Here is a 26,596-nt window from a genome sequence, read left to right as displayed (position 1 = left end):
CCTTGATTTCCTTACGAAATCCTTACGCTCTGAGGATGGAATTTAATCACCCCCCTCGCTCATAATAGCGTCAGGCCAGTTTTGCTGGCCTGACCTTTTTCAGGCGTGGGCAACGGCCCCCGTTGAACCCTTTGCCTCACTTGACTCCACAGAGCCTCATGACCCCAACGACTTCGAAAACCTCATCCTCCCGACGTAAAAAAATCATTTTACTGATCCTGGTCATCCTCGTTGCCCTGCTTGCCTGGCGTTTCTGGCCGCACGGGGGTGGAGAAGCGGGTGGTCCTGGTGGACCGGGGGGCCATGGCGGTATGCGTGGGCCTGGCGGTCCGGGGATGATGGCCGGTGCGGTGACGCCGGTGCACGCGGGCGAGGTTACGACGGCGGATGTTCCGGTCTATCTGACAGCGTTAGGCACCGTGGTGGCTAACTCGACGGTGACGGTCACCAGCCGGGTCGACGGACAGTTGATCAAGGTGCTGTTTACCGAAGGGCAAAAAGTGGAAGCAGGGCAGGTGCTGGCGCAGGTCGATCCGCGCAGCTATCAGGCCACGCTGGCGCAGTATCAGGGTGATTTAAGCCAGAATCAGGCGCTGCTGAAAAGTGCCGAACTGACGCTGGCGCGTTACCGCAAGCTGTTTGCCCAGGACTCGCTGGCTCGCCAGGATCTGGATACGCAGATTGCCACCGTTGGCCAGTATGCCGGCACCATCAAAGCCGATGAGGCCCAGATTGCCGCCGCTAAGCTGAACCTTGAGTTCACCAAAATCACCTCACCGATTGCCGGTCGCGCCGGTTTACGCCTGGTCGACGCGGGCAATATGGTGCACACCACCGATACCACCGGCATCGTCACCATCACCCAGACCCAGCCTGCCGCCGTGACCTTTAGCGTGCCGCAGAACAACATTCCTGTTCTGCTGAAGTCGCTGCACAACGGCCAGAGCCTGCCCGCCACCGCCTTCGATCAGGATGGCAACGCCGAGCTGGCCAGCGGCAGCGTGCAGTTTATCAGCAACCAGATTGATACCAGCACCGGCTCGGTGAAGCTGAAAGCACTGTTTGCCAACCAGGACGAAACGCTGTATCCCAACCAGTTTGTGAACCTGCGGCTGCAAACCGGCACGCTGAAACAGGCGACGGTGATCCCGGCCCAGGCCCTGCAGCTGAGCAGCGATGGCAGCTTTGTCTACGTGATCAATAAAGACCAAACCGTGACCCGCAAGGCGGTTAAAACCGGGCCAACGCTGGGGGACACGCAGCAGGCGATCCTCTCCGGCGTCAGCGCGGGTGAGCAGGTGGTTACCGAAGGGATCGATCGCCTGAGCAACGGCAGCAAGGTGAAAGTGGTGACCGCCGCAGAAACCAAAACCGCCAGCGGGAGCGCGAAAGCGCAATGAATCCCTCTCGCATCTTTATCGAACGTCCGGTTGCCACCATTCTGCTGATGGTGGCGGTGCTGCTCTCCGGCATCTTCGCCTACCGCTTCCTCTCCACCTCGGCGCTGCCGCAGGTGGATTACCCAACCATTCAGGTGACCACGCTCTATCCTGGCGCCAGCCCGGACGTGATGGCCTCGTCGGTGACCGCGCCGCTGGAACGCCAGCTTGGGCAGATGGCGGGCCTGAGCCAGATGGCGTCCAGCAGCTCCAGCGGATCCTCGGTGATCACCCTGAAGTTCTCGCTGGATCTGTCGCTGGACGTGGCCGAGCAGGAAGTGCAGGCGGCGATCAACGCCGCCGACAGCCTGTTGCCGTCCGATCTGCCGAACCCGCCGACCTACAAAAAGGTTAACCCGGCGGATACCGCAGTCATCACCCTGGCGGCGAGTTCGGACACGCTACCGCTGATCAAAGTGCAGGACCTGGTCAACACCCGCGTGGCGCTGAAGCTGTCACAGATTTCCGGCGTCGGTATGGTGACGCTGGCGGGCGGACATCAGCCGGCAATCCGCGTACAGATGGACCCGAAAGCGCTGGCGGCCCACGGGCTGACGCTGGAAGACGTCAATACGCTGATCGGCAACAGCAACGTTAACGGCTCGAAAGGCGGATTCGACGGTCAGTATCACTCGGTGACCATCGACGCCAACGATCAGCTGCGCACGGCGGAAGAGTACGGCAACCTGATCCTGACGTATCAGAACGGCGCGGCGCTGCGATTGCACGATATCGCCACCATTCAGGAAGCGGCGGAGAACACCTATCAGTCGGCGTGGGCCAATAATTCCCCGGCGATTGTGATCAGCGTGCAGCGCCAGCCCGGCGCGAACGTGATCTCGGTGGTGGCTGCGATTAAAGCACAGCTGCCAACCCTTCAGGCCGCCTTGCCGGATGGCGTCAAGGTGCAGATCCTTTCCGACCGCACCCAGACCATTCGTGCCTCGATCAGCGACGTCCAGTTTGAGCTGATGCTGTCGATTGCACTGGTGGTGATGGTCACCTTCCTGTTCCTGCGCAACGTGGCTGCCACGCTGATCCCCAGCATTGCCGTGCCGCTTTCGCTGGTCGGCACCTTTGGCGTGATGTACCTCGCCGACTTCAGCCTGAATAACCTGTCGCTGATGGCGCTGACCATTGCCACCGGCTTCGTGATTGATGATGCCATCGTGGTGGTGGAGAACATCTCGCGCCGTCTGGAGCAGGGCGAAACCCCGATGCAGGCCGCGCTGAAAGGCTCGGCGCAGATCGGCTTCACCATTATCTCGCTGACCTTCTCGCTGATTGCGGTACTGATCCCGCTGCTGTTTATGGGCGATGTGGTCGGGCGCTTGTTCCGCGAGTTCGCCATCACGCTTGCGGTGTCGATTCTGGTGTCGATGGTGGTGTCATTAACGTTAACGCCGATGCTGTGCGCCTATCTGCTGCGCCATATTCCCGAAGAGCGGCAGAGCCGTTTCTACCGTAAAGGCGGCCAGTTCTTTGACAAGCTGATTGCCGGTTACGATCGTCTGCTGACCATCGTGCTTAATCATCAGCGGCTGACGCTGCTGGTGGCGCTGGCGACGCTGGTGTTTACCGGCCTGCTGTATCTGGTGATCCCCAAAGGCTTCTTCCCGTCGCAGGATACCGGGCTGATCCAGGGCGTCACCGTGGCCTCGCAGGATATCTCGTTCAGTGAAATGGCCAAACGTCAGCAGGCGCTGGCGGCTATCGTGCTGAAAAACCCGGCGGTGGAGAGCCTCTCATCCACCATCGGCATCGACGGCACCAACACCAGCCTGAACAGCGGACGGCTGCAAATTAACCTTAAGTCGTTTGACCAGCGCGATGAGCGCGCCGACCAGGTGATTGCCGAACTGAAGCAGGCCACGGAGAGCGTGCCGGGCATCCAGCTGTATATGCAGGCGTCGCAGGATCTGACGGTAAACGATCAGGTCACGCCGGATCAGTATCAGTTCTCGCTGGATGATGCTGAAAGTGAAAATCTGGTGAGCTGGTCGCCAAAACTGGTGGCCGCGCTGAAAAAGCGGCCGGAGTTCAGTTCGGTGGTCAGCAATCTGCAGGATCAGGGGCAGGTGGCCTACGTCGAGCTGAACCGCGATGCGGCTGCCCGCTATGGCATCACCGCGGCGGACGTCGATACCGCGTTGTATAACGCCTTCGGCCAACGCCTGGTGTCGACCATCTTTACCCAGTCGAATCAGTACCGCGTGGTGCTGGAAGTGGCGCCGAAATATCAGCAGTCTCCGGCCTCGTTTGATGATATCTATCTGGCGCCGGCCAGCAGCACAACGACCAGCAGTTCGGATACGGATTCGACCAGCACCACCAGCACCACGTCAACCAGCGACAGCAGCACAAGCACTACCGCCAGCACCACCGGCATGGTTAAGCTGACGTCGATTGCCACCATCCATCAGCGTATCGGCTCGCTGACCCATATGCGCCTCAATCAGTTCCCGGCGGTGACCCTCTCCTTTAACCTGACGGACGGTTATTCGCTGGAAGATGCGCAGCAAGCGATAGCGGAAACCCAGCAAAGTCTGGCGCAGCCGTCGAGCATCACCCTGCGTTATCAGGGGGAAACGGCGGCATTCCAGAGCGCCACCAGCAATACGCTGTGGCTGATCCTCGCCGCGCTGCTGACCATGTATGTGGTGCTGGGCATTCTGTATGAAAGCTTTATCCATCCGGTGACCATTCTCTCGACGCTGCCGTCCGCGGCGGTCGGCGCACTGCTGACGCTGCTGCTGTCGGGAACCGAATTCAGCCTGATTGCGCTAATCGGGGTGATCCTGCTGATCGGCATTGTGAAAAAGAACGCCATTATGATGATCGACTTCGCGCTGGACGCGGAGAAGCATCAGCATCTCAGCCCGCGTGAGGCGATCCATCAGGCCTGCCTGCTGCGTTTCCGCCCGATCCTGATGACCACCATGGCGGCGCTGCTGGGTGCGCTGCCGCTGATGCTGGCATCCGGCTCTGGCGCGGAGCTTCGCCAGCCGCTGGGACTGGTGATCGTCGGCGGATTGATCTTCAGCCAGGTGCTGACGCTGTTCTCCACGCCGGTGATCTACCTGTGGTTCGACCGCATGGCAGAGCGTACCCGCCGCAGAATGCGTAAGGTTCGCGGATGAATATCACACGGCTGTTTATCTTCCGGCCGGTCGCCACGCTGCTGCTGACCATGGCGCTGCTGCTGTTGGGCGCGCTCGGTTACCGCCTGCTGCCGGTGGCCCCGCTGCCGCAGGTGGATTTCCCGACCATTATGGTGACGGCGAAGCTGGCGGGTGCCAGCCCGGAAACCATGGCTGCCACGGTGGCCACGCCGCTGGAGCGATCGCTCGGGCAGATTGCCGGCATCACCGAGATGACCTCCAGCAGTTCGGCGGGATCGAGCAATATCATTTTGCAGTTCGATTTGAGCCGGGACATCAACGGTGCCGCGCGTGACGTGCAGGCGGCGATCAATGCCGCCCGCAGCCTGCTGCCGAGCAGCATGGCGTCGCTGCCGACCTACCGTAAAGCCAACCCGTCCGACGCGCCAATTGTGATGCTGGCGCTGACCTCCACCACCCGCACCAACGGCGAGCTGTACGATATTGCCGACAGTAAAATCGACCAGAAGATTGCCCAGGTGCAGGGTGTCGGCGATGTGTCGCTGATGGGCAGTGCGCTGCCGGCGGTGAGAATCGATCTGCAACCGCAGATGCTGACGCACTTCGGCGTGTCGATGGATACGGTGCGCGAGGCGATAGCCAACAGCACCAGCAATCTGCCGAAGGGAATGTTGCAGGGCGAACATCAGTCGTGGGTGGTGGACAGCAACGGGCAGCTCGATAAGGCCAGCGAATACCGCAAGCTGGTGGTCAGTTATCAGGACGGCAGGGCGATCCACCTCAGCGATGTCGCCACGGTGTATGACTCGGTCGAAGACAAATACAACGTCGGTTACTACAACCAGACGCCATCGGTGATGATCGGCGTGACCCGTCAGGCGGGCGCCAATATGCTGGAAACCATTGATGCGATCAAAGCGCAGCTGCCGGCGCTGGAGAAGGATCTGCCGGCGGACGTGGCGCTGAAAATTGTCGTCGACCGCTCGCCGAACGTTCGCGCCTCGCTGTACGACACCGAAGAGACGCTGCTGATTGCCGTGCTGCTGGTGATCGGCGTGGTGTTCGTTTTCCTGCGCAACGTGCAGGCGGTGTTGATCCCGGCGCTGGCGTTGCCGGTGTCGCTGATTGGCACCTGTGCCGTGATGTATATGCTCGGCTACAGCCTCGATAACCTGTCGTTGATGGCGCTGATTATCGCCACCGGCTTTGTGGTTGACGATGCGATCGTGGTGCTGGAAAACATCACCCGTTATATCGAAGAAGGGATGAGTCCGGTTCGCGCGTCGCTAAAAGGCGCGCACGAGGTGAGCTTCACCGTGCTGTCGATGACGCTGTCGCTGGTGGCGGTGTTTATCCCCATCCTGTTGATGGGCAGCATTGTCGGGCGACTGTTCCGCGAATTTGCGGTGACGCTGACAGTGTCGCTGATTATCTCAATGCTGGTTTCGCTGAGCCTGACGCCGATGCTCTGTTCACGGCTGCTGAAACGCCGACCGGCGGTCACCAGGCGTCCGCACCCGGTTTATCAGTGGATTGAGAACGGCCTGAACCGGCTGCTGGCGGCGTATTCCTCGGCGCTGGACTGGGTGATGCGTCACCAACGTCTGACGCTCTTCAGCCTGATCCTGACGGTGCTGCTGAATCTGTTCCTCTATTCGGTGGTGCAGAAAGGCTTTTTCCCCAATCAGGATACCGGCCTGTTGATGGGCATGTTGCGGGCCGACCAGAACGTCTCTTATCAGGCGATGAAGCCCAAGCTGCAGCAGTTCGCCAAAATGATTGAGCAGGATCCGGCGGTGGATGGCGTGATGGCGTCGATGGGCAGCGGGGCGTTCGGCTCGCGCAACACCGCCAACTTCTTTGTGCATCTGAAGGACTTCGACAAGCGCGATGCCACCGCCACCGAAGTTGCCAACCGGCTGAGCGGCAAATCGGCCAATATCCCCGGCGTGCAGCTGTTCCTGATGGCGGCGCAGGATATTCATATCGGTGGACGCAGCGCCAACGCCTCTTATCAGTACAGCCTGCAGGCTGACGATCTCGATACCTTGCGCATCTGGACGCCCAGGGTCAAAGCCGCGCTGGAAGCGATCCCGCAGCTGACCAGCGTCGACTCTGATGCCCAGACCGGCGGCCAGGAAGTGATGATCAATATCGATCGTGACCGGGCAAAACGCCTTGGCGTGGATGTGAATATGCTGGATACGCTGCTGAACAACGCCTTTTCGCAGCGGCAGGTGGCCACGCTGTATAAAACGCTTAACCAGTATCATGTGGTGATGTCGGTGCAGGATGCCTATACCCGCGATCCGCAGATGCTGGAGAACATGTTTGTGGTCAACGACGAGGGCGCGCAGGTGCCGATCTCGGCCTTTGCCAGCTTCAGCGGGGCGAATGCACCGCTGTCGGTGGCCCATCAGGGCCAGTCAGCGACCAGCACCATTGCCTTTAACCTCGCCGATGGCGTCTCGCTGGAACAGGCCTCGGCGCTGATCAAAACGGCGATGGCGCAGATCGCGCTGCCGGACAGCATTCAGGCAGGCTTCCAGGGCACGGCGAAAGCCTTTGCCGACCTGTCCGCTTCGATGCCGTGGCTGATCCTCGCCGCGCTGGCGGCGGTCTATATCGTGCTGGGAATGCTGTATGAAAGCTATATCCATCCGCTGACCATCCTGTCGACCTTGCCGTCGGCGGGCGTTGGCGCGCTGCTGTTGATGCTGCTGACCGGCACCCAGCTGACGGTGATCGCGCTGATTGGCATTCTGCTGTTGATCGGCATTGTGAAAAAGAACGCCATTATGATGATCGACTTTGCGCTGGCGGCCGAGCGTAAGCAGGGACTGTCACCGCAGCAGGCGATCACCCAGGCCTGCCTGATGCGTTTCCGCCCGATTATGATGACCACGCTGGCCGCGTTCTTTGGCGCGCTGCCGCTGGCGTTGGGCAGCGGCGGCGATGCCGATTTACGCAGTCCGCTGGGGCTGGCGATTGCCGGCGGCCTGGCCTTGAGCCAGCTGCTCACTTTATTCACCACTCCGGTGGTGTACCTCTATCTTGATCGCGCCAGCCGGGCCACGAAACGCCAGTGGGCCCGCCTGCGTCATGCTGAATAATGATAATGAAAATGACTAAACTGACTCCTGTTTTGCTGGCGCTGATCCTGAGCGGCTGTGCCGTTGGCCCTGATTACCATCGTCCAACCGCCAGCGTGCCCAGCCAGTACAAAGAAGCCAAGGGCTGGCAACAGGCCAAACCGCAGGATGCGGATAGTAAAGGCGCGTGGTGGGCGGTTTACCACGATGAAACGCTGGCCGGGCTGTTACAGCAGGTGTCAATTTCCAACCAAAACGTCGCGCAATACGAGGCGCAATATCGTCAGGCGCAGGCACTGGTGTCGGGATCCCGCTCGGATCTGTTCCCCAGCGTCACCGGAACCGGCGCCTCTACCCGCAGCGGCAGCGCCAGTAACACCACCACCGGCTCGGGCCGCACGGTCAGCAACAGCCACTCGCTGGAAGCCAGCGCCAGCTGGGAGCTGGATATCTGGGGCAAGCTGCGTCGCACGCTGGAAGAGAACAAGGCCAGCGCGCAGGCCAGCGCCGCCGAGTTAGCCAACATCACGCTGAGTGCGCAGTCCGAACTGGCGCAGGATTATTTCCAGCTGCGGATTATGGATCAGCAGATCGCCCTGTATCAGCAAAGTGTCGACGCCTATCAGCGCTATCTGAAGGTGATCGACAACAAATATCAGTCCGGCAGCGAATCCCGCGCCACGTTGGCGCAGGCGCAGGCCCAGCTCGAAAGCGCCCGGGCGTCCGCGCTGGATCTGACCTGGCAACGGGCACAGACCGAACATGCCATCGCCATGCTGATGGGCAAAACGCCCGCTGAATTCAGCCTGCCTGCCGCACCGCTCACCGCCACGCTGCCGACCATCCCGAACGCGCTGCCGTCCGAGCTGTTGCAGCGCCGTCCGGATATCGCCTATGCCGAACGTACGGTGGCTTCGGCCAATGCTGCGGTGGGCGTGGCGATTGCCGGGTACTATCCAGACCTGACGCTTGGCGCCACCGGCGGCTTCTCCAGTTCCACCTTCAGCAATTTGCTCTCGCTGCCCAACCGCGTCTGGTCATTAGGGCCGGAGCTGAGCGGCACGCTGCTGGACTTTGGTGGCACCTCAGCGAAAGTCGAGCAGGCCCGCGCCGCCTATGATGCGGACGTGGCAAGCTATCGCCAGGCGGTGCTGACCGGCTTCCAGGAAGTGGAAAACTATCTGGTTGAGCTGAACACCCTGCAGGACGAGATGCTGGCGCAGCAGCGGGCGACCGACGCGGCGAAGGAGTCTGCGCGCGTCACCTATAACCAGTATCAGGCCGGGATGATTGATTATCTGGATGTGGCGACCACCGAGAACACCAGCCTCAGCTCACAGCAGAGCCTGTTGTCGCTGCAAAGCACGCAGTGGGTTGCCAGCGTCCAGCTGATCGTCGCGCTGGGCGGCGGCTGGCAGGACCGGTGATGGCAGAGAGTGCGGAAGACCTTTAAACCCGATGTGAAGCCGGTTCCATCCTGACCTGTTTGAGGACTATTTTGCCTGCAGAGCATTGAGTTGTGGCGCTGGATACTGCATCGTTAGAGCCAACTTTTTTATGCTAAGGAGTTGGCATGCTATTTAAAACTTTCCGCCTGCTGTTTCGCCTGTGCTTCGGCACCCGCCTGCAGGGCGATCTGTCTGGATTATATAAAGAAAAAGTGCTGATTGTGCCCAACCACATGTCGTTTCTCGACGGCGTGTTGCTGGCCGTTTTTCTGCCGGTAAAACCGGTGTTTGCCGTTTACTCGTCGGTCAGTCAGCACTGGACGATGCGCCTGGCCAGCAAAGTGGTCGATTTCGTGCCGATGGATCCGACCAAGCCGATGTCGATCAAGCATCTGGTGAAGATGATAGGCCAGGGCCGTCCGGTGGTGATCTTCCCGGAAGGCCGTATCACCGTGACCGGCTCGCTGATGAAAATCTACGACGGTGCCGGTTTCGTGGCCGCAAAATCCCAGGCTACCGTGGTGCCGCTGCGTATTGAAGGGGCGGAATATACCCCTTTTGGTCGCCTGGCCGGCGTGTTTAAGCGCCGTCTTTTCCCGCGCATTAGCCTGACCGTATTGCCGTCCACCACTATCCCGATGCCGGACGCGCCAAAAGCGCGCGATCGCCGCAAGCTGGCGGGCGAGCATCTGCATCACATCATGATGGAAGCCCGTATGGCGGTGCGTCCACGCGAAACCCTGTATCAGGCCTTTCTGTCTGCGCGTACCCGTTATGGCTACTTCAAACCGGCGATCGAAGACGTCAATTTCACGCCTGACAGCTACACTGGCCTGCTGAAAAAATCCCTCGGCGTCGGCCGTATTCTGGAGCGTTATACCGCGCCCGGTGAATATATCGGTCTGCTGTTGCCTAATGCGACGGTTACCGCGGCGGCGATCCTCGGCGCGTCGATGCGCGGACGCATCCCGGCGATGCTGAACTACACCGCCGGCGTAAAGGGCGTCAGCAGCGCGCTGAACGCTGCGGAAGTGAAAACGGTCTTCACCTCCCGCCAGTTCCTCGACAAAGGCAAGCTGTGGCATCTGCCGGAAGAGATTACCCAGGTGAATTGGATCTTCCTCGAAGATCTGAAAGACACCGTCACCACTCAGGACAAGCTGTGGATCCTGCGCCATCTGCTGATGCCGCGTCAGGCCGAAGTGAAGCAGCAGCCGGAAGATGCCGCGATGGTGCTGTTTACCTCCGGATCGGAAGGCAACCCGAAAGGCGTGGTGCACTCCCATAAAAGCCTGCTGGCCAACGTTGAGCAGATCAGAACCGTGGCGGACTTCACGCCGCGCGACCGCTTTATGTCCGCGCTGCCGCTGTTCCATGCTTTCGGCCTGACGGTGGGACTCTTTACCCCGCTGATGACCGGCGCGCAGGTGTTCCTCTATCCCAGCCCGCTGCATTATCGCATCGTGCCGGAACTGGTGTATGACCGTAACTGCACCGTGCTGTTCGGCACCTCCACCTTCCTCGGCAACTATGCGCGCTTCGCCAACCCGTACGATTTTGGTCGGCTGCGTTATGTTGTCGCGGGTGCGGAAAAATTACAGGAAGGCACGCGCCAGACCTGGATGGACAAATTTGGTATCCGTATTCTGGAAGGCTATGGCGTGACCGAGTGCGCGCCGGTCGTGGCGATTAACGTGCCGATGGCGGCGAAAAACCATACCGTTGGCCGCATTCTACCGGGCATGGATTCACGTCTGATTTCGGTGCCGGGCATTGAGCAGGGCGGTTTGCTGCAGCTGCGCGGCCCGAACATTATGAAAGGCTATCTGCGGGTGGAAAATCCTGGCGTGCTGGAAGCCCCACAGGCCGATAACGGTGAAGGGCAGATGGAAGCCGGCTGGTACGACACCGGTGATATCGTCAGCTTTGACGATCACGGCTTCTGCCAGATCCAGGGCCGCGTGAAGCGCTTTGCCAAAATCGCCGGGGAAATGGTCTCGCTGGAAACGGTTGAGCAACTGGCGCTGAAAGCCTCGCCAGAGAAGCAACATGCCGCCTCAATGAAGCCGGACGGCAACCGTGGCGAAGCTCTGGTGCTGTTCACCACCGACAGCGAACTGAGCCGCGATGGGCTGCAGAAAGCCGCGCGTGAGCTGGGCAGCCCGGAGCTGGCGGTGCCACGAGACATCCGCTTCCTCAAGCAGCTGCCGTTACTGGGCAGCGGTAAACCTGATTTCGTCACCCTGCGCAGCATGGCCGAAAATCCAGAGAACGCGGAGAAGGCCAATGACTAACCCCGCCAACCCTCAGGGGCTGATGTCGAAAGGGATGATGGCGGTGATTGCCGCCCAGTTCCTCTCCGCTTTTGGTGATAATGCGCTGCTGTTTGCTACCCTCGCGGTGCTGAAGCAGCAGGTCTATCCCGACTGGAGCCAGCCGGTGTTGCAGATGGTTTTTGTTGCCACCTACATCATTCTGGCGCCGTTTGTCGGCCAGATGGCGGACAGCTTCGCCAAAGGTCGGGTGATGATGTTCTCTAACGGCCTCAAGCTGCTGGGCGCGCTGACCATCTGCTTCGGTTTTAATCCGTTTCTCGGCTACAGCCTGGTCGGCGTCGGCGCGGCGGCGTATTCACCGGCAAAATATGGCATTCTCGGTGAGATTTCCGGGGGCGATACGCTGGTGAAAGCTAACGGCCTGATGGAGTCGTCGACCATTGCCGCCATTCTGCTGGGATCGATTGCCGGTGGCGTGCTGGCTGACTGGAACCTGACCGGCGCACTGGTGGCCTGCGTCGCGGCCTATGGTCTGGCGGTTGCCGCCAATACCCTGATCCCGACGCTGACGGCGGCCAGACCGGGCCAGTCGTGGCATCCGGCAAAAATGTCGGCCAGCTTCTTCAGCGCCTGCCGCATTTTGTGGCGTGATGGCGAAACCCGCTTCTCGCTGGTCGGCACCAGCCTGTTCTGGGGCGCAGGCGTCACGCTGCGCTTCCTGCTGGTGCTGTGGGTGCCGGTGGCGCTGGGGATTACCGATAACAAAACCCCGACCTTGCTGAATGCCATGGTCGCCATCGGTATCGTCTTTGGCGCGGGTGCCGCAGCGAAACTGGTGACGCTGAAAAACGTCGGCCGCTGTATGCCTGCTGGCGTGCTGATTGGTGTGGCGGTGGTCTTTTTCTCGCTGCAACACACCACCACCGGCGCTTACGGCCTGCTGATCGTGCTGGGTATGTTGGGCGGATTCTTTGTGGTGCCGCTGAACGCGCTGCTGCAAATGCGCGGTAGAGAGAGCGTTGGCGCAGGCAATGCAATCGCCGTGCAGAACCTCGGTGAGAACAGCGCAATGCTGCTGATGCTGGGGCTTTACTCGCTGGCGATCAAACTTGGCGCGCCGCCGGTGGCGACAGGGGTGGGATTTGGGGCGCTGTTTGCGCTGGCGATTGCCGTGCTGTGGGGATGGCAGCTGGCGCAGAAACGTCACAAGCGCAGCGTATAGCTAAAGGAAGGCAGTGTCGTCGCGGCTTATAAGGCGTGAATAACCGAGGCGGGAGCGATCCCGCCTCGGTTTTTTTATGGTGAAGGGAAAGTATAACGACGATGAATCGCTTCCAGTTCCTGCAACACGTCTTCGGTCAGCGTCAGATTGTAGCTGTCGATATTAATCTGCAGCTGCTCAAGCGTGGTGGCACCCAACAGGGTACTGGCAACAAACGGCTGCTGACGGACAAAGGCCAGCGCCATCTGCGACGGATCCAGACCGTGTTTTTTCGCCAGCGCCACGTACTCGGCGATAGCCAGCTGAGCCTGCTCACCGCTGTAACGGGTGAAGCGGCTGAACAGCGTATTACGCGCACCTTCCGGTTTGGCACCGTTCAGGTATTTACCACTTAAGGTCCCAAACGCCAGGCTCGAATAGGCCAGCAGCTCAACGCCTTCAAGGTGGCTGATTTCCGACAAACCGACTTCAAAGCTGCGGTTCAGCAGGCTGTACGGGTTTTGGATGCTGACAATGCGCGGCAGCTCGTGCTTTTCCGCCAGCTGCAGGTAACGCATCACGCCATAAGGGGTTTCGTTGGAGACGCCGATATAGCGGATCTTACCGGCACGCACCTGTTCGTTCAGCGCTTCCAGCGTTTCCAGCAGGGTGACGGTGGCCGTGGTGTCGTTGTACTCGTAGCTCAGCTTGCCGAAATAGTTGGTCTGACGCTGTGGCCAGTGCAGCTGATACAAATCCAGATAATCGGTCTTCAGACGCTTCAGGCTGGCATCCAGTGCTTCACGAATATTTTTGCGATCCAGCGCCTGATTCGGGCGAATTGACGCATCGGCGCCACGCACCGGGCCGGCCACTTTGGACGCAAGGATGATTTTGTCACGATTGCCGCGGGCCTGAAGCCAGCTGCCAATGTATTTTTCGGTTAAACCCTGGGTTTCCGGACGCGGAGGTACCGGATACATTTCTGCGGTATCAATAAGGTTAATACCGGAACGGAGAGCTAAATCTAACTGCGCATGGGCGTCGGCTTCGCTGTTCTGCTCACCAAACGTCATGGTTCCCAACCCCAGGCTACTGACTTCCAGGGTGCTGTGGGGGATACGGTGATAGTGCATGTGCCGGCTTCCTTTTTACATTATTAAAAGGTTCTGGAACCTGAAGAACGGCCTGCAATGAGGTGCATAGCCCCGCGGTACGTGCTCAGGTCCGGCATTTGACTATAACCGCCGTTCGCTGCAGGGGGAAGAGGGGATTTATCGGGAAATGCGGGCAGAGCCACCAACGGATTGCCAAAGGTGGCTTAATTTGACTTAGCGCTCAACGATGGAGGAAACATCATCACCGTTGATTTGTAACTCATGGCCAGAGCGGTCGGTATATTTCACCAGGCCGGTCTCTTTATCAATCTCAGGTTTGCCCTGGGTCATGATCATGTTGCCTTCCTTAGTCGCCATCACGTAATCGCTGCTACACCCGCTGACCAGCACGGCCAACATAAGCGCTGCTGCGCCAAACATATACTTCATACTTCGCTCCCTTAAGGCCCGCTACTGAATACTGGTACGTCCATTAATAACGCATTTTGGCGACAGACGCAGTAGTAGATGTCCGAAAATGTGCTGCGAGCACGTCGGGCCATTGACATTAATCGTAAGATGATACTTCAGAGCGAGGTACTGGCCGGCGTGACCGGCCAGTAAAGGATCAGGCGAGGTTCTTTTTAGAGCGCATCAGGTTCAGGCATTCCACGGCCATTGAGAAGAACATGGCGAAATAGATATAGCCTTTAGGAACATGCACATTGAAGCTTTCCAGTATCAGCGTAAAGCCGACTAAAATCAGGAAAGCCAGCGCCAGCATTTTCACCGAAGGATGACGGTCAACGAAGTCGCCAATGGTTTTAGCAGCGAACATCATCACGCCCACCGCAATCACCACGGCGGCCATCATAATAATCAGATGATCCGACAGGCCGACGGCGGTGATCACCGAGTCGAGGCTGAATATAATATCCAGCAGCATAATCTGCACGATGGCACCGACAAACGAGTGCACATTGGTTTTATGCTCGGCATCGCCGCCTTCAATGGTTTCGTGGATCTCCGCGCTGGATTTCCACAGCAGGAACAGGCCACCGAACAGCAGGATCAAATCGCGGGCGGAGAAGCTGTGATCCATCAGGGTAAACAGCGGCGTGGTCAGGCGGATCACCCAGGCAATGGACGCTAACAGACCCAGACGCATTAACATCGCACCGGCTAAACCTACACGGCGAGCGGTATTCTGTTGATGTTTAGGGAGTTTGGCGACTACCAGGGAGAGGAAAATAATATTATCGATGCCGAGGACGATCTCCAGAATCGTCAGCGTGCCCAGGGCCAGCCAGGCATTGGGATCTGCAATCCAATCAAACATGCTAACTTTGCTTCCTAAACGAAAAGTAAACGAGGAGTATACGCAACCCGTGGTCGCGCCGCTATCCTGCTTTCCTTTTATCTGGGGCGGTCAGCCCGTCGGATTACAATAAAAAATGGCGGGCCAGCAGGGGACCGGTAAAGCTTTTCTTCAGATAGAAACCGCGCGGTAAGGTCATAATCGGCTGGCCGTTAGTGCCAATCCCTTCGGTCAGCGCTTTGCTGTTGGCAGCTTTTGGCCGGATTTGCAGCACTTCACCGTGGCGGGCGGTGATCTTTTCGACCTGCCCTAACACAATCATATCCATCAGCTCTTCCCAGTCGCGCTGCAACAGCGCTTCCTCTTCCTCACTGGCACTCCACAACAGCGGCGCACCCACCCGACGCTCAGCCAGCGGGATCGCCCGGTCACCCTCAACGGGAACCCATAACACCCTGGCCAGTTTGTGCCGCACATGGCTGGTCTGCCAGGTGACGCCGCTGTTGCCGGTCAGTGGCGCGACGCAGACGAAGGTGGTTTCCAGTGGGCGACCCAGCGCGTCTATCGGGATGGTTTTCAACTCCACACCAATCTCGGCAAAATCCTGCTCGGGCTTGCTGCCGGCACTGGCTCCCAGGTAGCGTTCCAGTAACATTCCGACCCAGCCTTTATCCCGACGCAGATCCTGCGGGATCTTCAGACCGGCTCTTGCCGCCAGTTCACCCAGCGTAAAGCCTGCCAGCTGTTGGGCACGATCCAGCAGCACGGTTTCGTTTTCTGGCGGCGTTAGCGGAATAAATTCAGAACTCATGGATAACTCTCTGTTGCCGTTCAAAAAATCACCACTCTTTTGCACAGGGAAAATTAAGGCAAAGCGGATTGTGCAAAACAGGAATAATAGCATGATAAATCATGATTTTTTACCCCGCCATCCCCGGTAAAAAAGGGAAGGGCAAAAGGTTATGCCCGACTTGTCACCGACAATGAACAGGATCACCCCCCCTGTTATCCACAGAAAAATGGGATAACTCGTCTTTTACGCGAACACTGTTTCGATTTACAGCCTTGACTGTGGCTGTTTTGCCACTTTTTGCACGATTTATGCTTAAGTGAGCGGCATATCCTGTGGAGAAAAACGCGGGTGTTCGATCTTTCACCAGTCACTGAATATCCCTCTGTGACAGCAGGATGACGTGAGGCATTTTTCGGTGGAAATCAGGATAATTCCGAGGTTTTAGAATCAGTTAATCAGCCGGTAAAATCGGGAGCCGATTGGGCGTCAAAAAGTTTTCCCCAACCGTTAAGGGAGTTCTGCACAAAGCTATCCACAGAAAACGTGAATAAGATCGCGCTTTCTGGCTGGTCTCTGTTTATAACTTGGTGCAAAACTGTGAGTTATCCCGCGTCAGCCACGTGCTGAGGGCGTAAAGCAGTGGTTTACCACCTGTAAGGAGTATGAAACAATCAGAACATCCGAGTTTTAGTTTGAGGTAGTCCAGTGATCGATGATGATGGCTACCGCCCGAATGTTGGTATCGTAATTTGTAACAGGCAGGGACAAGTGTTGTGGGCCAGACGTTTTGGCCAGCACTCCTGGCAGTTTCCCCAGGGTGGGATCAATGCGGGTGAAACTGCTGAGCAGGCGATGTACCGGGAACTGTTCGAGGAAGTCGGTTTGCACCGCAAAGATGTGCGCATCCTTGCCTCTACCCGAAACTGGTTACGCTACAAGTTGCCAAAACGTTTGGTGCGTTGGGACACAAAGCCGGTTTGTATCGGCCAGAAACAAAAATGGTTTCTTTTGCAGTTAATGTGCAATGACGCAGATATCAATATGCAGACCAGCAGCACGCCGGAATTTGACGGCTGGCGTTGGGTCAGTTTCTGGTATCCGGTTCGTCAGGTGGTCTCGTTTAAACGCGACGTTTATCGCCGCGTGATGAAAGAGTTCGCCAGCGTGGTCATGCCACTGCAGGAGACGACCGCACAGCGAAATATGCCCGCTTATCGACGGAAGAGAGGTTAAGCCACGTAGATTATGCTCACACAGCTGCGCGAAATAGTTGAAAAAGTGGCAGGTGCGCCCCGGTTAACCGAGGCGCTTGATATCCTGGTCAATGAGATCTGCCTGGCAATGGATACCGAAGTCTGTTCGGTGTATCTGGCCGATCACGACCGCCGCTGCTATTACCTGATGGCGACCCGTGGCTTAAAAAAGCCGCGTGGTCGTACCGTCGCACTGGCCTTTGACGAAGGGATCGTCGGGCTGGTGGGCCGGCTGGCTGAGCCAATCAACCTGGCTGACGCGCAAAGTCATCCCAGCTTCAAATATGTTCCTTCCGTAAAAGAAGAGCGTTTCCGCTCGTTCCTCGGCGTGCCGATCATCAGCCGACGCCAGCTGTTAGGCGTTTTGGTGGTTCAGCAGCGCGAACACCGTCAGTTTGACGAGAGCGAAGAGTCTTTCCTCGTCACGCTGGCCACGCAGATGGCGACCATTCTGTCGCAGTCTCAGCTCAACGCCCTGTTTGGTCAGTACCGCCAGACCCGCATTCGTGCGCTGGCCGCATCCCCAGGCGTGGCGGTGGCGGAAGGGTGGGTGGACACCACGCAGCCTTCGCTGGACCTGGTGTTTGCCGCGTCCACGCTGGATACGCACCGCGAGCGTGAGCGCCTCTCTCTGGCGATGGATGAAGCCTCCAGCGAATTCCGTCGCTACAGCAAACGCTTTACCGCCAGCGTGCACAAAGAAAGCGCGGCAATCTTCGACCTCTATTCCCACTTACTCAGCGACAACCGGCTGAAGAAAGATCTCTATGCGGAGATCGACGCCGGTTCAGTGGCTGAGTGGGCCGTTAAAAAAGTCATTGAGAAGTTTGCCGCACAGTTTGCCAGCCTGCAGGACAGCTATCTGCGTGAGCGTTCGGGCGATCTGCGGGTGCTGGGACAGCGCTTGCTGTTCCACCTCGATGACAGCGTGCAGAGCACCAGTACCTGGCCAGAAAAGTTTGTGCTGGTGGCCGATGAACTCACCGCCACCACGCTGGCCGAGCTGCCGCACGACCGTTTAGCGGGTGTGGTGGTCAGGGACGGTGCCGCCAACTCACACGCCGCTATTATGGTGCGCGCGATGGGCATTCCAACGGTGATGGGCGCGGATATTCAGCCCGAGTTGATGAATGGCAGGCTGCTGATCGTTGACGGCTATCGCGGTGAGCTGCTGGTGGATCCTGAACCGGTACTGGTACAGGAATACCAGAAGCTGATCAGCGAAGAAAATGAACTCAGCAAGCTGGCCGAAAATGTCGTTGAACAGCCCGCCACGCTGAAAAGCGGTCAGCCGGTGAAGGTGATGCTGAATGCCGGTCTGAGCGCTGAACATGAAAAAGCGCTGGGAAGCTGGGTGGATGGCGTCGGTCTGTACCGCACTGAAATTCCTTTTATGCTGCAAAACGGCTTCCCTTCAGAAGAGGAGCAGGTCGCGCAGTATCAGGGCATGCTGCAGCTGTTCCTCGACAAGCCGGTGACGCTGCGCACCCTGGATATCGGCGCAGATAAACAGCTACCGTATATGCCGATCAGTGAGGAAAACCCGTGCCTCGGCTGGCGCGGCATTCGCCTGACGCTGGATCAGCCGGAAATTTTCCTCGTGCAGGTTCGCGCTATGCTGCGTGCCAACGTTGCCAGCGATAACCTCAGCATTCTGTTGCCGATGATCACCAGCATCGATGAAATTGACGAAGCCAAACGGCTGATCGATCGTGCCGGGCGCGAAGTCGAAGAGATGCTGGGTTACACCATCCCGAAACCGCGCATCGGGGTAATGATCGAAGTGCCATCGATGATCTTTATGATCGGGCATCTGACCGGCCGCGTCGATTTTGTCTCGGTCGGCACCAACGATCTTACCCAGTACTTGCTGGCGGTCGACCGCAACAATACGCGGGTCGCCAATCTTTACGACAGCCTGCATCCGGCGGTGCTGCGCGGTCTGAAGACCATTGCGCTGGAAGCCGAAAAGGCGGGCGTTGAGCTCTGCCTGTGCGGCGAGATGGCGGGTGATCCGATCTGCGTGGCGGTGCTGATTGGCCTGGGTTATCACCACCTGAGCATGAACGGCCGTAACGTGGCGAGGGTAAAATACCTGCTGCAACACATTGATTACGAAGAAGCCCACGCGCTGGCCAACCGCGCGCTTGACGCGATGCTGGCCAGCGACGTCCGCCACCTGGTTGCCGCCTTTATGGAGCGGCGGGGCCTTGGCGGGCTGATCCGCGGCGGGCGCTGAATCTCTTAACAAAGTTTACAGTTCCGCGAGGTCGCAACAATTCGGGCTGTGCTATTATGCGCGCCTTAATGCAGCGCCCCGCGCGCACTGGTTTACTTATTCCGTCGCCTGCAGGTCAGGACAGACTTTAACAATGGTGAAAGATGAATAACGGCTATCTGGCTTTCCCTCAATTTGACCCGATAATATTCTCCATCGGGCCAATTTCCCTGCACTGGTACGGTTTGATGTACCTTGTTGGCTTTGTATTTGCCATGTGGCTGGCCGTGCGTCGTGCCAACAAGCCTGGCAGTGGCTGGAAAAAAGAAGAAGTTGAAAACCTGCTGTATGCAGGCTTCCTCGGCGTGTTCCTCGGTGGGCGTATCGGCTACGTGTTGTTCTACAACATGCCGTTGTTCCTCGACAATCCGCTGTACCTGTTCAAAGTCTGGGATGGCGGCATGTCATTCCACGGCGGCCTGATCGGCGTGATCTGCGTGATGCTGTGGTTCGCGCGTCGCACCAAACGTAACTTCTTCCAGGTGGCTGATTTTATTGCACCTCTGATCCCTTTTGGTCTGGGTGCCGGGCGCTTAGGCAACTTTATCAACGGTGAGCTGTGGGGCCGTGTGGCACCGGACTTGCCGTGGGCAATGCTGTTCCCAGGCTCGCGCAGCGAAGACGTTGCGCTGGCAGCCACTCACCCGGAATGGCAGTCACTGCTGGCGACCTACGGCGTGCTGCCGCGTCACCCTTCGCAGGTTTACGAGCTGCTGCTGGAAGGCGTGGTGCTGTTTATCATTCTTAACGTCTTTATCCGTAAAAACCGCCCGATGGGCGCGGTCTCCGGCCTGTTCCTGATCGGTTACGGCGCGTTCCGGATCATCGTTGAGTTCTTCCGCCAGCCGGATGCGCAGCTGGGCCTGTTCGATAACGCCATCAGCATGGGGCAGATCCTGTCTATTCCGATGATTCTGGCCGGCGTGATCATGATGGTCTGGGCCTACCGCCGTCAGGGCGCGCAGCAAGTACGTGGGGCAAAATGAAACAGTATCTGGATTTAATGCGAAAAGTGCTGGAAGAGGGCACGCCGAAGGATGACCGTACCGGAACCGGCACGCTGTCGATTTTTGGCCATCAGATGCGCTTCAATCTGCAGGATGGTTTCCCGCTGGTCACCACCAAGAAATGTCATTTGCGTTCAATCGTGCATGAGCTGCTGTGGTTCCTCAATGGGGATACCAACACCGCCTATCTGCAAGAGAACAAAGTCACCATCTGGGACGAATGGGCCGATGAAAACGGCGACCTGGGCCCGGTGTATGGCAAACAGTGGCGTAGCTGGGGGGCTGCCGACGGTCGTGAGATCGATCAGCTGACCAACGTGTTGCAACAGTTAAAAAGCGACCCGGATTCCCGCCGCATCATCGTGTCAGCCTGGAACGTCGGCGAGCTGGATAAGATGGCGCTGGCACCTTGCCATGCGTTCTTCCAGTTCTATGTGGCGAATGGCAAGCTCTCCTGCCAGCTGTATCAACGCTCCTGCGATATCTTCCTTGGCCTGCCGTTCAATATCGCCAGCTATGCGTTGCTGGTGCATATGGTTGCGCAGCAGTGTGACCTGGAGGTCGGGGATTTTGTCTGGACCGGCGGCGACACGCACCTTTACAGCAACCACCTCGAGCAGACCCATCTGCAGCTGACGCGTGAACCTCGTCCGTTGCCAAAACTGGTGATTAAGCGCAAGCCTGCTTCGCTGTTTGATTACCGTTTTGAAGATTTCGAGATTGAAGGCTACGACCCGCATCCGCCTATCAAGGCGCCGGTCGCTATCTGAGTTAAGCAGGAGCGGAACCCTCCGCTCCTGTCCTTCCTTTTATTCTCTCCTCAGGTTTAAGCCACAGGAAAACAGGCAAAACGGTCTTCGAGCAGAGGATAGCCGTTGGAGCCAGGCAATCCCTGTTGTATTCGCTTCGCCGTCCAGCAAATCATTTTACGAGAGCCCCCACAAATACTTTGTCCTTATGCTGCAACGCCAAATTCTTGTTGGAAAACGCCGCGTGCTTTGCCGGATTGCCGCTGGATTGATGTGTGGTAAAAAGCACAATACAGCGATGAAAACGATGAGCGGATTTACCTTAGCCGAGCTGTTAATCGTCATGGTGATTGCCAGTATCCTGACGCTCGGTGCCATGAGCAGCTGGCAAAGCTGGCAGCAGTTGCAACGGCTGAATGACAGCGCGCGCCAGCTCCAGCATTTCCTGTTGCGGTTGCGCAGCGAGGCGAATGAGCACAACGCCGCGCGGATACTTTGGCGACGCACTGGGGCAGCCTGGTGCGTGGGCAGCGGCCCGCAGCAACGCTGCGGCAAAGCCTCACGCAGCCTGTTTCCCGCACCCTGGCCGGAGGTCGGCTTGCGTTCACTGACCGAGGAAATGGGCTTTTATGGCCGCAATAATGTTGCTCGTCCCGGCCGCATTGTCCTCGCCGGGGAAGCCGGTGAACGCCATGTGGTGGTGTCGTCACGGGGACGGGTGCGGATATGTGAGGATAACTGCCTGTGAAGCAGACGGGATTCAGCCTGGCAGAAATGCTGGTTGCGCTGGCCATCAGTAGCGTGCTGTTGCTTAGCGCCGCCAGGCTGCTTCCGGTGCTGCAACGCAACAATCTGCAAACCCTGATGCGCTTTCAATTGCAGGAAGAATTGCAGTTGATGATGTTCACCCTGGAAAAATCGGTGCTCCGGGCTGGATATTGCCGGGGAGAATGTCGCGGACAGGGGCTGACTCTCGGCGCTGATGGCCACTGCCTGTTGGTGCGTTGGGATGAAAACAGTAACGGCAAATGGGAAGGCGTGGAAAGCAGCGACAGTGATTTCTATGGCTACCGTTGGCGTGACGGCAGTCTGGAAACGCAGCGGGGCGTCGATCGGTGTGACGGTGGCGGTTGGGAAAGGCTAAACGACCCCCGCACCGTGACCATCGAGTCGTTCCGGGCAACCCAGGTCGATCGCCAGATCCGTCTGGCGATCACCGCCTTCGCCAAAGCCTTTCCCTCCGTTCGGCTGACGGTGGAGCGTTGGTTGACCCCGGCCAATCTATGACTGATTTACCAAAGCAGCAGGGCGGCGGCGCGTTGATTATGGTGATTATCCTGCTGGCGTTATCGGCGGCCTTGCTCAATGCCACGCGCAAGCAGTTGGATGGCGGGCTGAGCCGGGTCAATGATGAACGGCAGTTCCTGCAACAAAGGGTGCAGGCCAGCTCGGCGTTGAGTTGGGGAGCCCGACAACGGTGGCCGGTCTCGCCGGAATGGCAATGTCAGCGGGAAAACGCCAGCGGCTGGCGAAGTTGCCTGCTGACTGTTAATGACCAGCGCGAGCTGTTAATGGGCGACAGCGGGCCAGGCACTATTGCCCAGTATCAGTGGGTAGCACGACCGGAGGCGATGAGCCTCAAACCGCTGCCCCACGGCTGGCTTGATTACTGCCCGCTGGCAGAGGAAGAAGGATGCTATCCCGATGAAAAATCAGCTGGGCTTTAGCCTGCCGGAAACCCTGGTTGCGCTGCTGCTGTTTGCCTGCAGCTTAACGGCCTTACTGCAGTATCAGCTGGCGCTGGCCAAAGGGTTCCAGCAGCAGGCACAACAACGTGAGGCCTGGCGCTATGCCTTACAGCGTTTCGAGGGCTATCAGCCAGCCAACTGGCATAGCGCGGTGGTGCAGCAGATGGGGCCAGCAAACTGTCCGCTATTAACTGCGACGGTGGTCAGCCCGCTCGGACGTCAGGCGCAGTTAACCTTGTTGCGTTGCCCCGATATCACCGAGTGACGGGACTGGCGATTTGCAACCTGCCCCTGACAGGTTACAGTGTTGGCGCAAAGCAACATCCCGGAAAAGGAGCAGACATGTTTACCGTTTACCACTCAAATCAGCTGGACTTGCTGAAATCGCTGGCGGCTTTTCAGATTGAAAACCAGCCCCTGCGCGATCCCTTTCAGTCTGAAGTGGTGCTGGTACAAAGCCCTGGCATGGCGCAGTGGCTACAAATGTCGCTGGCTGAGCAGTTTGGTATTGCGGCCAACATCGCCTTCCCGTTACCGGCGACCTTTATCTGGGACATGTTTGTTCGCGTTTTACCGGGCATTCCTAAAGAGAGTGCCTTTAATAAAGCCAGCATGAGCTGGAAGCTGATGGCTATTTTGCCAGCGATGCTGACACGCCCCGAATTCACGCTGTTACAGCACTATCTGACCGAAGACCAGGACAAGCGCAAACTCTTCCAGCTGGCTTCCCGCGTGGCGGATTTATTTGACCAGTATCTGGTCTATCGCCCGGAATGGCTCAACAGCTGGGAGAAAGGCCAGATCATTGACGGGCTGGGCGAGGCGCAGCAGTGGCAGGCACCGTTATGGGCCGCGCTGGTGGAATACACCGCCGAACTGGGCCAACCCGAATGGCACCGCGCCAATCTCTATGCACGCTTTATCAGTAAGCTTGAGAGCAGCAATGAGCGGCCGCCCAATCTGCCTGACAGGGTGTTTATCTGCGGTATTTCTGCCCTGCCACCGGTCTATCTGCAGGCGCTGCAAGCGCTGGGCAGGCACATTGATATCCATCTGCTGTTTACCAATCCCTGCCGCCATTATTGGGGCGACATTCAGGATTATGCTTTCCTCGCCAAACTACAGAGCCGCCACCGTCAGCATTTTCAGCGGCAGAGTGAAAGCCCGCTGTTCCGCCAGGCCGATGCCTCCGCGCTGTTTAATGACGCGGGTGAGCAGCAGCTCAGCAATCCATTGCTGGCCTCCTGGGGTAAGTTGGGCAGGGATAACCTCTTTCTGCTGGCCCAGATGGAGTGCCAGGAAATAGACGCCTTTGTCGATATTGAGCCCACTACCTTGCTGCAAACGGTACAGCGCGACCTGTTAGAGCTGGAAGACAACGCGGTGATTGGCCTGCAACAAAATGAGTGGGAAACCAGCACGGCGAAACGGCGGCTGGATCCTGCTGACCGATCGATCAGCCTTCACCTTTGCCATAGCCCGCAGCGGGAAGTGGAGGTGCTGCAGGATCGCCTGTTGCAAATGATGGCTGACGATCCTGCGCTGTCTCCGCGTGAAGTGATTGTGATGGTGGCCGACATTGATGCTTATACCCCGTTTATTCAGGCGGTATTTGGTAATGCGCCCGCCGGGCGTTATTTGCCGTTTGCCATTTCTGACCGCCGCGCCAGTCAGGCCCATCCCGCCTTGCAGGCTTTTATCTCGCTGTTGAGTTTGCCCGACAGCCGTTTCACCTCAGAAGAGGTGCTGGCACTGCTGGACGTTCCGGCACTTGCAAACCGCTTTGCCATTGATGAAGAAGGGCTGAAGCGCCTGCGCCGCTGGGTGGAAGAGTCCGGGATCCGCTGGGGGCTGGATGACGATACCGTCCGCGATCTGGAACTGCCGCCGACCGGGCAGCATACCTGGCAATTTGGCCTGACCAGGATGTTGCTGGGCTATGCAATGAACAGTGAAAGCGGTCACTGGCAGGGCGTGCTGCCTTATGATGAGTCCAGTGGCTTGATTGCAGAACTGGCCGGCAACCTGGCCGAGCTGCTGACGCGTTTGCGCCACTGGCGAACCCTGCTGAATACCACGCGACCACTGGAAGAGTGGCTGCCGCTGTGCCGGACGCTGCTGCAGGATTTCTTTGCCGGCGATGCCGATACCGAAGCGGCGCTGGCGCTGATTGAAGAGCAGTGGCAGCAGGCGATTAATTACGGCATCCAGGCGCAGTATCAACAGGCTGTTCCACTCTCCCTGCTGCGGGATGAACTGGCTTCCCGCCTCGATCAGGAAAGGATCAGCCAGCGCTTCCTCGCCGGTCCCATCAACTTCTGTACGCTGATGCCAATGCGCTCCATCCCGTTTAAGGTGGTTTGCCTGCTGGGAATGAACGACGGGGTTTATCCGCGCACGCTGCCGCCATTGGGCTTTGACCTGATGAGCCAGCAGCCGAAAAAGGGCGACCGTAGCCGTCGCGATGACGACCGTTATCTGTTCCTGGAAGCGATTAACTCGGCGCAGCAGCAGCTGTATATCAGCTATATCGGGCGCACCATTCAGGACAACTCAGAGCGCTTCCCGTCGGTGTTGGTCAGCGAACTGGTCGAATACATCAGCCAGAGCTTCTGCCTGCCGGAGGACCAGTCGCTCGACGTCGACAAAAGCGCCGAGGCGGTGATACGACATCTGCATCATCTGCACAGCCGGATGCCTTTTGCCGCGGAAAATTTCTCGCCGCAGGCCGAATTCAAAAGCTTTGCCGCCGAATGGTTGCCTGCCGCCAATGCCAGCGGCGTGCCGCATCCCGCCTTTATGCAGCCGCTGCCAGTGCTGGAGATCGCGGAACTTAATTTCGAGCAGCTGGTGCGTTTCTGGCGGCATCCGGTGCGGGCCTTTTTCAGCCAGCGGCTGGGGGTAAGTTTTATCGCCGAAGAGGCCGGTTTACCCGATGCGGAGCCGTTCACCCTCGATAATCTCAGTCGTTATCAGGTCAACACCCAACTGCTTAATACCCTGATTGATGAACAGCCGAGCGAGCCGCTTTACGCCCGGCAGCGTGCCTCAGGGAATCTTCCCTATGGGGCATATGGAGAGCTGTTCTGGCTGGAGCAACAGGAAGAGATGGCCGAGCTGGCGAATCGCGTGCGCGAACAGCGCGCCGGGGCGGTCAGCTGGGAAATTGCCTTGCCGATCGGCGGGATACAGCTGAACGGCTGGCTGCCGCAGGTTCAGGATGATGGCTTACTGCGCTGGCGGCCGGGCCACCTTAACTTTACCGACGGGCTATCGCTGTGGCTGGAACACCTGGTTTACTGCACGCTTGGCGGCCAGGGCGAAAGCCGGATGGTTGGCCGCAAAGAGAGTCAGTGGCGCTTTCCCTCACTGCCTGCTGAACAGGCCAGAGAATGGCTGGGTCGTTATGTCGAAGGCTACCAGCAGGGGATGTGCTCACCGCTACTGTTATTACCGCGAACCGGCGGTGCCTGGCTGGAAGCCTGTTATGACGAAAAGACCGGACAGCTGTTGATGGACGAAAGCACGCAGGCCAAAACCCGTATCAAGCTGTTGCAGGCCTGGCAGGGGAATATGCAGATTGAAGGGGAGGGCAGCGATCCCTATCTGGCCCGTCTGTTCCGCACGCTGGATGATGAAATAGTGCAGCAGATCTCGCACAACGCGGAAATTTGGCTGCTGCCGTTGCTGCAGATGAATGACATGCAGTAAGACATCCTGTAGTGTTACTTTATAACCATTTGTCGTTTTTTACTTTCTTGTTTCTTTTTCGTCC

At 58.2% G+C, this 26,596-nt stretch carries 19 protein-coding genes; 15 read left to right on the top strand and 4 right to left on the bottom strand.

The features are described from left to right. Positions 1-158: 158 nt before the first annotated feature. The 6 genes from E2F51_RS02505 to lplT all read left to right on the top strand — a co-directional run bounded on the left by E2F51_RS02505 (position 159) and on the right by lplT (position 12,599). A complete protein-coding gene (locus tag E2F51_RS02505) occupies positions 159-1,400 on the top strand; it encodes an MdtA/MuxA family multidrug efflux RND transporter periplasmic adaptor subunit (RefSeq protein WP_013203611.1) in 1,242 nt (413 codons plus the stop codon). Continuing rightward, complete coding sequence (locus E2F51_RS02500) at positions 1,397-4,579, top strand: efflux RND transporter permease subunit (protein ID WP_134822655.1); 3,183 nt, start codon at positions 1,397-1,399, stop codon at positions 4,577-4,579. Before E2F51_RS02505 ends, E2F51_RS02500 begins: the two co-directional genes overlap by 4 nt. Then, on the top strand, positions 4,576-7,674 hold the full coding sequence (locus E2F51_RS02495; RefSeq protein WP_134822654.1) for a multidrug efflux RND transporter permease subunit: 3,099 nt from the start codon (positions 4,576-4,578) through the stop codon (positions 7,672-7,674). The genes E2F51_RS02500 and E2F51_RS02495 overlap by 4 nt, the downstream gene beginning before the upstream one ends. 5 nt (positions 7,675-7,679) lie before the next feature. Then, positions 7,680-9,080, top strand: a complete 1,401-nt coding sequence (locus tag E2F51_RS02490) for an efflux transporter outer membrane subunit (protein WP_134822653.1) — start codon at positions 7,680-7,682, stop codon at positions 9,078-9,080. Positions 9,081-9,226: 146 nt separating this feature from the next. Next, on the top strand, positions 9,227-11,395 hold the full coding sequence (gene aas / locus E2F51_RS02485; RefSeq protein WP_134822652.1) for a bifunctional acyl-ACP--phospholipid O-acyltransferase/long-chain-fatty-acid--ACP ligase: 2,169 nt from the start codon (positions 9,227-9,229) through the stop codon (positions 11,393-11,395). After that, positions 11,388-12,599 carry a lysophospholipid transporter LplT gene (lplT, locus tag E2F51_RS02480; RefSeq protein ID WP_041692111.1) on the top strand — a complete coding sequence of 404 codons (1,212 nt, stop codon included), beginning with the start codon at positions 11,388-11,390 and terminating at the stop codon, positions 12,597-12,599. The genes aas and lplT overlap by 8 nt, the downstream gene beginning before the upstream one ends. 74 nt (positions 12,600-12,673) lie before the next feature. Here the strand turns inward: lplT and E2F51_RS02475 are convergent, their stop codons facing one another. The 4 genes from E2F51_RS02475 to mutH form a co-directional block, all read right to left on the bottom strand. Further along, positions 12,674-13,714, bottom strand: coding sequence for an NADP(H)-dependent aldo-keto reductase (locus E2F51_RS02475; RefSeq protein ID WP_013203605.1), 1,041 nt, complete (start codon positions 13,712-13,714; stop codon positions 12,674-12,676). A gap of 195 nt (positions 13,715-13,909) precedes the next feature. Further along, the gene (locus tag E2F51_RS02470) at positions 13,910-14,125 is read right to left on the bottom strand and encodes a YgdI/YgdR family lipoprotein (protein WP_013203604.1); all 216 of its coding nucleotides are present in this window, start codon (positions 14,123-14,125) and stop codon (positions 13,910-13,912) included. 178 nt (positions 14,126-14,303) lie between these two features. Continuing rightward, positions 14,304-15,014 carry a TerC family protein gene (locus tag E2F51_RS02465; protein ID WP_013203603.1) on the bottom strand — a complete coding sequence of 237 codons (711 nt, stop codon included), beginning with the start codon at positions 15,012-15,014 and terminating at the stop codon, positions 14,304-14,306. A gap of 103 nt (positions 15,015-15,117) precedes the next feature. Then, entirely contained in the window at positions 15,118-15,804 is a 687-nt protein-coding gene (gene mutH / locus E2F51_RS02460) for a DNA mismatch repair endonuclease MutH (RefSeq protein ID WP_013203602.1), read from the bottom strand. Between the two features lie 687 nt (positions 15,805-16,491). Between mutH and rppH the strand changes: the two genes are divergently transcribed. The 9 genes from rppH to recC all read left to right on the top strand — a co-directional run bounded on the left by rppH (position 16,492) and on the right by recC (position 26,532). Beyond that, on the top strand, positions 16,492-17,019 hold the full coding sequence (rppH, locus tag E2F51_RS02455; RefSeq protein ID WP_134822651.1) for an RNA pyrophosphohydrolase: 528 nt from the start codon (positions 16,492-16,494) through the stop codon (positions 17,017-17,019). Between the two features lie 12 nt (positions 17,020-17,031). Continuing rightward, a complete protein-coding gene (gene ptsP, locus E2F51_RS02450) occupies positions 17,032-19,278 on the top strand; it encodes a phosphoenolpyruvate--protein phosphotransferase (RefSeq protein ID WP_013203600.1) in 2,247 nt (748 codons plus the stop codon). Between the two features lie 143 nt (positions 19,279-19,421). After that, positions 19,422-20,303, top strand: coding sequence for a prolipoprotein diacylglyceryl transferase (gene lgt, locus E2F51_RS02445; protein ID WP_013203599.1), 882 nt, complete (start codon positions 19,422-19,424; stop codon positions 20,301-20,303). Then, complete coding sequence (gene thyA / locus E2F51_RS02440) at positions 20,300-21,094, top strand: thymidylate synthase (RefSeq protein WP_013203598.1); 795 nt, start codon at positions 20,300-20,302, stop codon at positions 21,092-21,094. Before lgt ends, thyA begins: the two co-directional genes overlap by 4 nt. A gap of 286 nt (positions 21,095-21,380) precedes the next feature. Continuing rightward, entirely contained in the window at positions 21,381-21,821 is a 441-nt protein-coding gene (locus tag E2F51_RS02435) for a prepilin-type N-terminal cleavage/methylation domain-containing protein (RefSeq protein WP_371732153.1), read from the top strand. After that, positions 21,812-22,360: a prepilin peptidase-dependent protein gene (locus tag E2F51_RS02430; RefSeq protein WP_041692110.1), complete on the top strand. Its 549-nt coding sequence runs from the start codon at positions 21,812-21,814 to the stop codon at positions 22,358-22,360. The genes E2F51_RS02435 and E2F51_RS02430 overlap by 10 nt, the downstream gene beginning before the upstream one ends. Beyond that, on the top strand, positions 22,357-22,800 hold the full coding sequence (locus tag E2F51_RS02425) for a DUF2509 family protein (protein WP_134822650.1): 444 nt from the start codon (positions 22,357-22,359) through the stop codon (positions 22,798-22,800). The genes E2F51_RS02430 and E2F51_RS02425 overlap by 4 nt, the downstream gene beginning before the upstream one ends. Next, entirely contained in the window at positions 22,778-23,086 is a 309-nt protein-coding gene (locus tag E2F51_RS02420) for a prepilin-type N-terminal cleavage/methylation domain-containing protein (protein WP_134822649.1), read from the top strand. The genes E2F51_RS02425 and E2F51_RS02420 overlap by 23 nt, the downstream gene beginning before the upstream one ends. Positions 23,087-23,163: 77 nt before the next feature. Continuing rightward, complete coding sequence (gene recC / locus E2F51_RS02415) at positions 23,164-26,532, top strand: exodeoxyribonuclease V subunit gamma (RefSeq protein WP_134822648.1); 3,369 nt, start codon at positions 23,164-23,166, stop codon at positions 26,530-26,532. The last annotated feature ends 64 nt before the right edge of the window (positions 26,533-26,596 follow it).

Source organism: Erwinia sp. QL-Z3, assembly GCF_004551645.1.
GTDB classification, from domain to species: Bacteria; Pseudomonadota; Gammaproteobacteria; order Enterobacterales; family Enterobacteriaceae; genus Erwinia; species Erwinia billingiae.
This window is presented reverse-complemented; position numbering and strand designations above follow the sequence as displayed.

What these genes read in the sequence shown, in the direction of transcription:
- E2F51_RS02505 (WP_013203611.1), top strand. Translation starts at nt 159, where the DNA reads ATGACCCCAACGACTTCGAAAACCTCATCCTCCCGACGTAAAAAAATC.
- E2F51_RS02500 (WP_134822655.1), top strand. Translation starts at nt 1,397, where the DNA reads ATGAATCCCTCTCGCATCTTTATCGAACGTCCGGTTGCCACCATTCTG.
- E2F51_RS02495 (WP_134822654.1), top strand. Translation starts at nt 4,576, where the DNA reads ATGAATATCACACGGCTGTTTATCTTCCGGCCGGTCGCCACGCTGCTG.
- E2F51_RS02490 (WP_134822653.1), top strand. Translation starts at nt 7,680, where the DNA reads ATGAAAATGACTAAACTGACTCCTGTTTTGCTGGCGCTGATCCTGAGC.
- aas (WP_134822652.1), top strand. Translation starts at nt 9,227, where the DNA reads ATGCTATTTAAAACTTTCCGCCTGCTGTTTCGCCTGTGCTTCGGCACC.
- lplT (WP_041692111.1), top strand. Translation starts at nt 11,388, where the DNA reads ATGACTAACCCCGCCAACCCTCAGGGGCTGATGTCGAAAGGGATGATG.
- E2F51_RS02475 (WP_013203605.1), bottom strand. Translation starts at nt 13,714, where the DNA reads ATGCACTATCACCGTATCCCCCACAGCACCCTGGAAGTCAGTAGCCTG.
- E2F51_RS02470 (WP_013203604.1), bottom strand. Translation starts at nt 14,125, where the DNA reads ATGAAGTATATGTTTGGCGCAGCAGCGCTTATGTTGGCCGTGCTGGTC.
- E2F51_RS02465 (WP_013203603.1), bottom strand. Translation starts at nt 15,014, where the DNA reads ATGTTTGATTGGATTGCAGATCCCAATGCCTGGCTGGCCCTGGGCACG.
- mutH (WP_013203602.1), bottom strand. Translation starts at nt 15,804, where the DNA reads ATGAGTTCTGAATTTATTCCGCTAACGCCGCCAGAAAACGAAACCGTG.
- ptsP (WP_013203600.1), top strand. Translation starts at nt 17,032, where the DNA reads ATGCTCACACAGCTGCGCGAAATAGTTGAAAAAGTGGCAGGTGCGCCC.
- lgt (WP_013203599.1), top strand. Translation starts at nt 19,422, where the DNA reads ATGAATAACGGCTATCTGGCTTTCCCTCAATTTGACCCGATAATATTC.
- thyA (WP_013203598.1), top strand. Translation starts at nt 20,300, where the DNA reads ATGAAACAGTATCTGGATTTAATGCGAAAAGTGCTGGAAGAGGGCACG.
- E2F51_RS02435 (WP_371732153.1), top strand. Translation starts at nt 21,381, where the DNA reads ATGAGCGGATTTACCTTAGCCGAGCTGTTAATCGTCATGGTGATTGCC.
- E2F51_RS02425 (WP_134822650.1), top strand. Translation starts at nt 22,357, where the DNA reads ATGACTGATTTACCAAAGCAGCAGGGCGGCGGCGCGTTGATTATGGTG.
- E2F51_RS02420 (WP_134822649.1), top strand. Translation starts at nt 22,778, where the DNA reads ATGAAAAATCAGCTGGGCTTTAGCCTGCCGGAAACCCTGGTTGCGCTG.
- recC (WP_134822648.1), top strand. Translation starts at nt 23,164, where the DNA reads ATGTTTACCGTTTACCACTCAAATCAGCTGGACTTGCTGAAATCGCTG.